General features: G+C 50.3%; 9 protein-coding genes. All 9 read right to left on the bottom strand.

Features of this window, described 5'->3' with window-relative positions; all coding sequences use genetic code 11:
* Nucleotides 1-72: 72 nt before the first annotated feature.
* The gene (locus B5X72_RS17810; RefSeq protein WP_079718286.1) at nucleotides 73-1,086 is read right to left on the bottom strand and encodes a FecR family protein; all 1,014 of its coding nucleotides are present in this window, start codon (nucleotides 1,084-1,086) and stop codon (nucleotides 73-75) included.
* Between the two features lie 201 nt (nucleotides 1,087-1,287).
* Complete coding sequence (locus B5X72_RS17805) at nucleotides 1,288-1,887, bottom strand: RNA polymerase sigma-70 factor (RefSeq protein ID WP_079718285.1); 600 nt, start codon at nucleotides 1,885-1,887, stop codon at nucleotides 1,288-1,290.
* A gap of 142 nt (nucleotides 1,888-2,029) precedes the next feature.
* Nucleotides 2,030-2,767: an MIP/aquaporin family protein gene (locus B5X72_RS17800; protein WP_079718284.1), complete on the bottom strand. Its 738-nt coding sequence runs from the start codon at nucleotides 2,765-2,767 to the stop codon at nucleotides 2,030-2,032.
* Nucleotides 2,768-2,833: 66 nt separating this feature from the next.
* The gene (gene glpK / locus B5X72_RS17795; RefSeq protein ID WP_200121627.1) at nucleotides 2,834-4,318 is read right to left on the bottom strand and encodes a glycerol kinase GlpK; all 1,485 of its coding nucleotides are present in this window, start codon (nucleotides 4,316-4,318) and stop codon (nucleotides 2,834-2,836) included.
* Between the two features lie 44 nt (nucleotides 4,319-4,362).
* Nucleotides 4,363-5,943: a glycerol-3-phosphate dehydrogenase/oxidase gene (locus B5X72_RS17790; protein WP_079718283.1), complete on the bottom strand. Its 1,581-nt coding sequence runs from the start codon at nucleotides 5,941-5,943 to the stop codon at nucleotides 4,363-4,365.
* Between the two features lie 104 nt (nucleotides 5,944-6,047).
* Nucleotides 6,048-7,070 carry a hypothetical protein gene (locus B5X72_RS17785; RefSeq protein ID WP_139378773.1) on the bottom strand — a complete coding sequence of 341 codons (1,023 nt, stop codon included), beginning with the start codon at nucleotides 7,068-7,070 and terminating at the stop codon, nucleotides 6,048-6,050.
* A 6-nt stretch (nucleotides 7,071-7,076) separates the two neighbouring features.
* Nucleotides 7,077-8,786, bottom strand: a complete 1,710-nt coding sequence (locus tag B5X72_RS17780; RefSeq protein ID WP_079718281.1) for an ArnT family glycosyltransferase — start codon at nucleotides 8,784-8,786, stop codon at nucleotides 7,077-7,079.
* Between the two features lie 14 nt (nucleotides 8,787-8,800).
* The gene (locus tag B5X72_RS17775) at nucleotides 8,801-9,196 is read right to left on the bottom strand and encodes a GtrA family protein (protein WP_079718280.1); all 396 of its coding nucleotides are present in this window, start codon (nucleotides 9,194-9,196) and stop codon (nucleotides 8,801-8,803) included.
* Between the two features lie 199 nt (nucleotides 9,197-9,395).
* Nucleotides 9,396-10,655, bottom strand: a complete 1,260-nt coding sequence (odhB, locus tag B5X72_RS17770) for a 2-oxoglutarate dehydrogenase complex dihydrolipoyllysine-residue succinyltransferase (protein ID WP_079718279.1) — start codon at nucleotides 10,653-10,655, stop codon at nucleotides 9,396-9,398.

Here is a 10,655-nt window from a genome sequence, read left to right as displayed (position 1 = left end):
CTTCAGGTGGCCCCTTTTTATTTCTGTAAGCTTTTTCTATGTTTTCATATCCACTTTTGATGAAGACCCGAATTAATAAATCCTAACAGTTCTGTTATCCAAAACGTAACGGAACCCTCCTGATGCTGAGAGAACGTCTAGCGCCGTTTTCAAGGGGAAGCTTTTCTCGAGCGTGATACGGATACGCTTATTGACTAGTGCATTGTTCTGTATAGTGATATCGATATCGTAAGTTCGTTCCAGTATATTGGCGATTTCGCTGAGGGGGTGGTCGTCGAACATCAGTTTACCGGCTTTCCAAGCCAAGATGGCCTCTGGATTCGCCATGACGGTCACGGCACCGCCTGCATCCTTGTTCCAAGTGAGCTGTTGTCCGGCAGTGAGATCGGCGATCGCCTCCATCGATTTGCCGGCCATTTCCCCGACCCGGACCTTCCCCGAGCTGACGGCGACCACGACCGGTGAATTCATAAACGCGTCTATCTTGAATGAGGTGCCCAGCACTTGGGTGACTATATCGCCACTGTGCACCAGGAATGGCTTGTGTTTGTCTTTTGCTATTTCGAAGAAGGCTTCACCTTCGAGCCGTATTTCCCGCTTCTTGCCCTGGAAGCGTTTGGGATAACTTAGGCTGCTGCCGGCACCGAGGTAGACTATGCTGCTATCCGCTAAGCGGATCTGCGCACGCTGGCCTGGGGGATTATTACGCGTTATCCATTTACTGTCATGATCCTGGCCGTTGTTTATATGCAACAGACCCCAGAAAATGGTGCCCAATATTATGATAGACACGGCGGCATAACGGAAAAACACGATACGACGTTCCTTTTTTTCCGCCTGGTGTGCCTTCTCCTGTACAATCCGTTGGCGGATAGTGGCTTTCCAGGCTTCCATGCGATTGGGGTTGCTGATTGTGTCTGCTGCAGGTGTTTCCATCTCACCGTGCAATTCTTGCCAAACGCTATCAAACAACTGCCTGCTTTCTGGTTGCTGGAGGCAGCGACGGACAGCCGCTATTTCCTGTTTGCTGGCTTGTCCGGTCAGGTATTTTTTTATCAGTTCCCTATTGACTTCTGACGTATTCATTTGGCGTCTCTATTGGTTAAGGCGAAAAAAATGGATAGTACCCTTGCTCTTTTTCTGATTAATGATATGTTTTTTTGTAAAAGGCTGGTTTTTAGAAAAATAATATAATCCAAATGATCGGTTCGTGCATGCAGGTCAGGGCTCAGCGTGTTATCATCAAAAAATGTGTAGCTGAAGCGCTATATCACAACAAAGGCGAATCTATGGCAACAACAGGAGGAATAGGGAGCACGCTACGCCGGTGGAAGACGGGAGGTTTCTTCGCATTATTTTGAGGGCGTTGGTAATATGTCCTTCCACGGTTTTGACGGAAATGTTTAAGATGGAAGAAATTTCGGCATGCGACAGTTCATTTTCGCGGCTCAGTTCGAAGACCTTTTTGCACTGTGCCGGCAGAGATTGGAGCGTCCGTTCATAGCTTTCCCGCAATTCGGCTAAGTCAAGGGAATGGTTGGTCGGTGTAGGGTCAACGAGTTGATTTCCCCGTTCGGGAAGCGCATCCAGTGGTAAAGTATCGATAGTGGTTTTGCGTAAGTGATCGAATACTTTGTTGCGTATGGCTTTGGATAGGTAAGAGGCGGCCTGCTTGATGTTGTCCAGACGTTCGCGACGCATCCATACCCAATGCATTACATCCATCATTAGTTCTTCGGCAATGGTCGGATCCTGGACATACCGGAGCGCAAAGTTATACAGGCGTTCAGCATAACGTTCAAAAAGCGCTTCAAACGCCCGAACATCGTTATTGCAAATTGCTTTGAGCAGCATCTCGTCTGTACAGTCTGGTCTTGAGTGTGCCATAACTTATGTCACTTTTACAAGGCCAAAATTAGCTAAAGGCACCGCGCCTATATGTTATGTTTTTATTAACTTTTCTTTTATAATTAGTTACTTAGGCTTTACAATACGGTATTATTTTGGCTTATGCGGTGGCATTATCGATCTACGCAGTGCCCAGCCACAAGAAAATCGCCGTGGCTAGTGTTGCGCCGATAAGCGGCCCAATGACGGGTACCCACGCATAAGAAGCGTCGAATCGTGCCTTGTTCTTGATGGGCAGCAAGGCATGCACGATGCGCGGTCCCAAGTCGCGCGCTGGATTGATGGCATAGCCCGTGGTACCGCCCAATGATAGGCCGATGACCCATACCAGAAAGGCAACCGGAAGCGCTCCGAGCGAACCCAGGCCAATCGGTATTGCCCGTTCGTCCGTAAGTTCGGCATCGGTGAAGTAGAAGATGGTAAGGATTAGCACAAAAGTACCGACGGCCTCACCGATTAAATTTACGGGAAGGTTGCGGATAGCCGGTGCTGTGCAGAATACGGCCTGCTTGGCTCCGGGGTTTTCCGTGATGCGAAAGTGATCTTGGTACACCAGCCAGACGATAAAGGCTCCCGCCATGGCACCGATGAATTGACCAGCAACGTAAAGCACGGAGCTGGCAGCATCGATATTGCCGGCGATGAACATGGCTAAGGTGACTGCCGGGTTGAGGTGCGCACCGCTGTAGGGGGCCGCGATGACCACCCCGGCAAACACAGCCAATGCCCATGCCGTGGTGATGACTATCCAGCCACTATTGTGGCCCTTCGTGCCATTAAGCACGACGTTGGCGACCACGCCGCCACCCAATAAGATAAGGATACCGGTACCAATAACTTCTGCAATAAATGGGGTCATAATTGTTTTTTTGATGTTCGATGGTCAGCGGTCGATAGCCGGTGATCCGTGATTACCAGCTACCGGTTATTTAAACGTTTTTGCTGTTTCGACGGCTCGATGCCACCTGCTGATGGCCGATGCGGCATCATAACTCGCATCGGGCGCGAATGTCTGGTTAATTTGCCATTGGCTTTGGATATCATCCACACTTTGCCAGAAGCCTACTGCCAGTCCCGCCAGGTATGCAGCGCCGATGGCGGTGGTTTCCGTGATTTGCGGTCTTACTACCAGTGCCTGCAATATGTCTGCCTGGAGCTGCAGCAGTAGGTTATTCGCGGTGGCCCCGCCGTCTACGCGCAACTCCTTGATGCCGACGCCCGCATCTGCCTCCATGGCGCGAAGGATGTCGACCGTCTGGAATGCGATGCCCTCCAAGGCTGCCCGTGCGATATGCGCTGCCGTGCTGCCCCGGGTAAGCCCGACGATGGTTCCCCGGGCATAGGGATCCCAATGGGGAGCGCCCAGCCCGGCAAATGCCGGTACGAGGTATACGCCATCGGTATCGCTCACGCTCTTGGCAAGGGTTTCCACATCGGCCGAATTGCGGATGATGCCCAGCCCATCCCGGAGCCACTGCACGATGGCACCACCGATAAAAATGCTGCCTTCAAGTGCGTAACTCACCTTGTCACCCAATTTCCAAGCAATGGTAGTAACCAGGTTGTTTGCCGAGAGGATGGGCTTGTCGCCGATATTCATCAGCATGAAACATCCGGTACCGTACGTATTTTTCACCATGCCTGTTTTGGTGCACAATTGCCCGAAAAGCGCGGCATGTTGATCGCCGGCAATACCGGCGATGGGAATCCTCGTAGCCAGCATGCTGGCGGCTGTTTCGCCGTAAATTTCCGAAGAGCTTCTCACCTCCGGCAGTAGGCTCCTCGGTATGTCAAAGAGCTCCAGCAACTCGTCGTCCCATTCCAACGTATGGATATTATATAACATGGTGCGCGACGCATTGGTTACGTCGGTAAGGTGCTTTTCGCCTCCCGTAAGGTTCCAGATCAGCCAGGCATCGACGGTACCGAAAGCCAATTGACCATTCTTGGCTTTTTCGTATGCGCCTGCTACATGTTTCAATATCCAGTGGATTTTACTGGCAGAAAAATACGCATCAATCAATAGCCCTGTTTTTTGCCGGATGGTATCGCCAAGTCCTTTTTCCTTGAGTTCGTCGCAATAGGCCGCTGTGCGCCTGTCCTGCCAGACAATCGCCGGATAGATGGCCTGTCCGGTACGCCTGTCCCATATAATGGTTGTCTCCCGTTGGTTCGTGATGCCTATCGCTGCGATGGACGACGCTTTTAGCCCGGCGTTCGCCACCGCCTCGGTCGCCACGGAAAGTTGCGTCGACCAGATTTCCTTCGGATTGTGCTCTACCCATCCCGATTGGGGGTAATATTGGTTAAATTCTTTTTGCGCCAACGCAACAATTTTGCCCGATCGGTCGAAGATGATGGCGCGTGAACTGGTCGTACCTTGGTCTAAAGATAAAATATACTGGTTCATTATATTGGTTATTTTCATTCGTTGTAAACACCTAACGGTAGTGTTTATTTACGTTCTGGCAAATAATTTGCCGCAAGCATTGTATACTGTTCGATTTGGGCGGCTATCCATGCAGTATCTTTTCCCAACTCTGCGGCCATGATACCGGCTACTTTCGGGGCCATTTCCAAGGACTTGGCAGCATCGAGAAACAATATCCGGAGTCGCCTCGCCAGCACATCCTCCAGGGTTCTTGCCATCTCATGCCGCACAGCCCACACCGCTTGGGCGGCGATGTGGTCGAATCCGGCATGCAGTTTTTCCGCCAACGCCGGCTCACTGTCCACCAACGCTTGGATGCCGGAGGCGTCGCTGCCATAATACGCCCAATGCCCCTTTTGAACTGGTGTCTGGTGACCATGTATTTTGACGGTTTTCGTGCGGCAAGCCCGCGGTGTTAATCCACCTGTTTCCATCGCTTTGTCTACCGTTTCCTCGGCCATTTTGCGATACGTTGTCCATTTGCCCCCCGTGATGGTAATCAGCCCCGATGGATTAACCATCAACTTGTGGTCGCGCGAGATTTCTTTGGTCGATTCGTTCGTTCCGGTAGGGGCGGCGAGAGGCCTCAACCCAGCGAAAATACTGAGGACATCTTTTCTTTGCGGCGGATTAGCTAAATACGTCGCTGCTGTTTCGAGTATAAAGTTTATTTCCGTATCCAGGGGGCGGGGTTCCAGGCTATGCGTCGCGATTGGCGTATCCGTGGTTCCGAGTAAGAGATGATCATGCCAGGGAATGCCAAAAAGCACCCGGCCGTCACTGGTTTTTGGAATCATCAAGGCTTCGCTGCTGCCCAGGAAAGCACGATCAACGACAATGTGGGTTCCTTGGCTGGGCCTTACCAATGATCGGTGTTCGTCGGTGTCCAGTTGCAGGATATCATCGACAAAAACCCCCGTGGCATTGACTACCACCTTAGCATTGAGTGTAAATCGCCGGCCCGTTTCTTCGTCGGTAAATCCTACACCTGCGACCTTGCCCCGGTCATCTTTAAGCAGTTCGGTGACCTTACAATAATTGAGTACGACGCCCCCGTGTTGCGCAGCCGTTTGTGCAAGGTTGATAGCCAGCCGGGCATCGTCAAATTGTCCGTCAAAGTAACGGACCCCGCCTTTCAGGCGGTTAGTCTTAATTCCGGGGATCTGATCCGCCGTCTCCCTTTTTGACACCGACTTTGATATGCCGATGCGGTAGCGCCCGGCTAACCAATCGTACACTTTTAGCCCAATCAGATATTTCCATTTGTCAAAAAATGAGTAACAAGGAATGATAAACGATTGAATATGGGCGAGGTGAGGGGCATTCTTGAAAATCAAGCCCCGTTCATACAGTGCGTGATAAACCAGTTTGATGTCGCCCATGGCCAGGTAACGGACACCGCCATGTACCAATTTGGTGCTTCTGCTGGAGGTGCCTTTGGCAAAGTCATGCTGTTCCAGCAGTATCGTGCTGTATCCCCTTGTCGCGGCATCCACCGCAATACCCAGCCCCGTTGCGCCGCCACCGATGATGGCGAGGTCCCATTGGGAAGGGGCCGCGGCCCGCTGGAGTGCGGTATTTCTGTCAAGTAGTGGGCTATTCATGAACGGCGGAGGAATAACGATGTCTAATAGGCGTGCTCATTTGTTTGTTTCAAACTTAGCGAAATTGCCTTTCATATGCAAATCCCCATCACCGAGCGATGAAGTCAGCGCTGCCTCGTGTACAGCCGGCCGAGGTTATACTGCAAGGTAAACTGCTGTTGATTGTCGATTGCCCCACGTGTAAAGTGGAAGCTTAGCGTAAATCTACTTTCCAGGCCTTTGTACTGCAACGGCTTCCAGCCCAATTCAAGCCGATCATAAAAATCTGCAGTATAAAATCGATCGCCATACGCTACATCCAATTTGTCGCCTACGTAGAAGGTGTTGGCGATGAATATTTTACGGTATTCTGCATACAGGTCAGTGATAAACCCCTTCGGGATGCGCCACCCATAAATACCGCGTAGCCTGTCATAACCCACCAGAATGCCACCATTGATATCCAATGAATCGAGCGATGACAAGCCGGATAAATCAATCCCCGCCTTGGCCATGGCTGCCCCGTTGTCCCGTACGGGCATCTCGTTTTCATCTGTGTTATTTTTTCTGCCTGCGTCATGCCAGAGCATGGCGTTGTGTGATAGGTAGAAGCGGCCCATGTTTAGGCGGCCCGAAAGGCCGACCATGAATTGCTCCCGTGCGGTTTCGGTTTGCCGGCTCGTCCAGTCGATCCACAGTTGTTGATGGAAGGCGTTTTTTTGGTACCGCCACAACATGCCCTCAATGTTTGGGCGGTAGTAATTCAGCGTGTCATTCATTATCGCGCGGTGATAACCGCTTAATAAGTCCCTACGGGGAAACATCCCGATATAGAAGTCGTGGCCCTGTTGCTTGTAGTTATAATAGATGGTTGGCGCAAGCTGCTTGGCAACGGTTCCTTTGCTGCCGAATTCATGCAGAAAATTTACCCCTCCGTGCAAAAAGTGGATGCTATCCAGCGATAAGTAAATTTCAGGCGCTATCCGGACGCCAAGAATCGACTGCGAGTACTGATCCGACTTGCCATACTCCCGGTTATCGGCAAAACCATGGAAGTAAGTGTTCCACCCGACATCCTGCGCATGTGAGCCGGCGATGGTCACAAATAAGAGAAGGCTTGTAACAAATATACGATAGCAAATAGCCATAATTACTCAATTAGTGGTTGTGATAGTTACCGGTATTTTCTTACTGTTCCTTGAGCCGGCGAACGGTGCTGTCCTTATCGAAAAAACCAAGGCATAGTCGCCAGGGACGTCCGGCATGCGAATATGCGTGGCGAGGGAAGCCGATTCACCGGGAGCGATACGGAGCTGGTGGTAGTCGCCGCTGATGGCGTTATAATCAACGTGTTCGAAAAAATGTTTAATAAAGCCGTATTCAATGAAACATGCCCATTTTTGCTGTTCGTTGGAAAACGAGATGGTATCACCGTATGGATTATATATTTCGAGGGTTACTGCCTGCCGTTCGCCCGCAGCGGCCTGCTCCTTGACGCCCTTCACGGCGATAGTCACTTTTTGATATGTCCTTACGGAATCGATATACGCGAAATACAGACGTCCACGCTCGGTATCAAGTGAATCTTGCTTGTCAACGTTGAGACGACCAAACGACGCGAAATAGGCGCCCCGGTTCCGGGTACTGTCTTCGATTGGCCAATAATCATACTGGGTTTTCCGGTAATGCCGTGTGTTATAAGACAACCCCTTGACGGTATTATTCATGAAGTTATAATACGAAATATCCTGGAACCCATTGTCCATGATCAGGCGATCGTCCCCTACGATACGGTGCAACTGTTCAGCAAATTGCTCTTTCCCCCAAAACTGCTTAAGCCCTTTTATCGTTGATAATGCAGGCACGGGAACGATCAATAATACCCTTACCAAAAGGATCAAAGCGATGTTGGCATAGGACAGTCGCCTGAACCATGGCGGTAAGGCAGGCATCCCGGCAAGGTAAGTATACGCAAGTATAAAGAAAGGGATAAACGCCAACAGCGTCCAGTGCGCCTGAACGCGGCTATTGAAAGCACTAAGCAAAAAGAACAGCAGAAATCCAAAGCAATTGAATTTTAAGATGCGGAGAAACGTATCAGTTGTTTTTTGCTTATAGACGTAGTAATACAGAAAAACGCCCGTCAACGGGCCAACGATGAGCAGTTGCCCCAGGATGAAGTCGCTGATAAATGAGAAGCGATAAACCTGCGACGTACGGTCAAGGAGGTGATAAAACAGGGAAGGGAAGTCGTTATTGACCTGCCACAGAATATGGGGCAGGAAAAAGACGATGGCCAACGCAGCGATAAGCCAAAAGCTTGGGCGCTTGAGCAGCTTCCAGTGACCAAGCACGGTGAACAGTATGATCAATAGCGCATGGTACTTGCTGTACAACATGCAGGCGATAACCAGTGCCAACAGGACCGCATATTTAGGACGATCATCCGAGAGATAACGGCGCAAGACATAATAGAAAAGCACCGTAAAGAAGAACAGGGGAGTATCCGGCGTAGTGATGAAACTATACACGTGCAGGATGAGCATGCTACTGTACAGCAGCACAAATAGCCTGGCATTGTCAGCATAATTCTTCGCTATCTTCCACAACATGAGCACGGCGATAACGTTGGAGATCACGCTCAGCAACCGGGTTCCTAAAGGAGATTGCGTCAGCAGCGTTCCGGCCTTGATAAATAGGGCCACCATCGGAGGATGATCATAATACCCCCAATCCAGAAAGCGGCTATAAACCCAGTAATACGCTTCGTCGTAGTGCAGTTCGGAAAAAGCAGATTGCACGAGGTTGATGGCCAGCCACACCAACAGAAAATAGAAAATGACGGTATTCGCGGATTTGGACATAGGCCGGCGTTAAATTAAGCTGAAAAAGTATAAATATAATTGCCTAAAAAATTCCATATCGACACGATGGCAATGGCGATAAGCTTGGAAAGATAAAAATTGAGTTTTGATTTTCCGTGTAAGATAATGACCACCAAGTTGTTGATTAACAACCCAACCAGCGCGAATCCCAGAAACTTAGAGAACTCCAGGAACATGCTTTGGTTACTTATCACTTTAAATGTCCAATATTTATTGAAGAGGTAATTGCTTACCGTTGCCACGCAGAAACCAAGTGAATTGGCAATGTACTTATGGAAGCGTAGTTTTTCTTTGCAGGTCCATGTAACACCAAAATCGACTACAACACCGGATAAACCAACGATACCAAATCGCAGGAATTTGGCGAAAAACTCGGAATCGAACACCATATGGGCAAAGTTTTGCCAAACATAGATAAACTTGCTTTTTTTTACAAATGTTTATTGTCATCAGCGTCGCCGCCATGCATGGGCATTCAAGCACCTGCGAAACGCGCAACTCGGGTAAGCTCAAAAAAAAAGCGCTAAAGGAACTTCTTTCCAATAGCGCAATGATGATTTCCGAACCGGTACGGTCTGCGGGTGGCCGTTAGACCTCCAGCAAGAGCCTTGCCGGGTCTTCAAGCAGCTGCTTGACCCGCACGAGAAAGCTGACCGACTCACGGCCATCGATAATCCGGTGGTCATACGACAGGGCGATGTACATCATCGGCCGGATGACGACCTGCCCGTTTTCGGCAACGGGGCGTTCGATAATATTGTGCATGCCGAGGATGGCCGATTGAGGGGCGTTAATGATGGGCGTAGACATCATGGAGCCAAATACCCCACCGTTGGTAATGGTAAAGGTACCTCCGGTCATCTCTTCGATAGACAGTTTGTTGTCGCGTGCTTTGGTAGCCAGTTCCACCACAGCCTTTTCAATTTCATGAAGGGACAAGGTGTCTGCATTCCGGATGACAGGTACCACAAGTCCTTTGGGCGCCGATACGGCGATGGAGACATCGACAAAATCGCTGTATACAATTTCGTCGCCTTCAATGCGTGCATTTACGGCGCGCCATTCTTTCAACGCTGTGCATACCGCCTTTGTGAAGAAGGACATAAAGCCGAGGCCAACACCATGTTTTTCTTTGAATACTTCCTTGTATTTGGCCCGTAAATCCATGATAGGCTTCATGTTCACCTCATTGAAGGTGGTGAGCATGGCGGTTTCATTTTTTACAGCCACCAATCGTTTGGCAATGGTTTTACGCAACGAGGACATTTTTTCGCGCCGCTCATTTCTCGCACCGCTGGCAGCCTTAGGCGTTTCGGTGGCTGCTGCCGGCTTACCGGCTTCCGTCGGTTTCGCTTTGGGAGCCTCCGACTTCACTTGAGCCTTCTCGGCATCTTCTTTGGTTATACGGCCATCTTTGCCCGTACCCGTTATGGAGGCGGGGTCGATACCTTTTTCCCTGAGGATTTTTGCCGCAGCGGGGGAAGCCGTTCCCGCGGCATAGCTCACCTCACCGTCGGATTGCGCGGCCGGTGCATTATCAGATGGACTGTTGTCCGCCGTTTTGGCCGGCTCCTGCGTATCCGCTTTTTTGTCGCCGCTGGCAGCGGAAGCTTCTCCTTCCTCAATCGTGGCCACCAAGGCGCCGATTTCCAGGGTATCACCTTCCTGGGCTACTATTCTCAAAATACCAGCCTTTTCTGCCGGCAGCTCAAATGTGGCCTTGTCCGATTCCAATTCGGCGATGTTCTCATCCATTTCTACGTAGTCGCCATCCTGCTTTAGCCATTGGGATAAGGTCACTTCTGAAATGGATTCGCCTACGGTCGGTACTTTTATTTCTACGCTCAT

Origin of the sequence: Parapedobacter luteus (assembly GCF_900168055.1) — a bacterium.
GTDB classification, from domain to species: domain Bacteria; phylum Bacteroidota; class Bacteroidia; order Sphingobacteriales; family Sphingobacteriaceae; genus Parapedobacter; species Parapedobacter luteus.
This window is presented reverse-complemented; position numbering and strand designations above follow the sequence as displayed.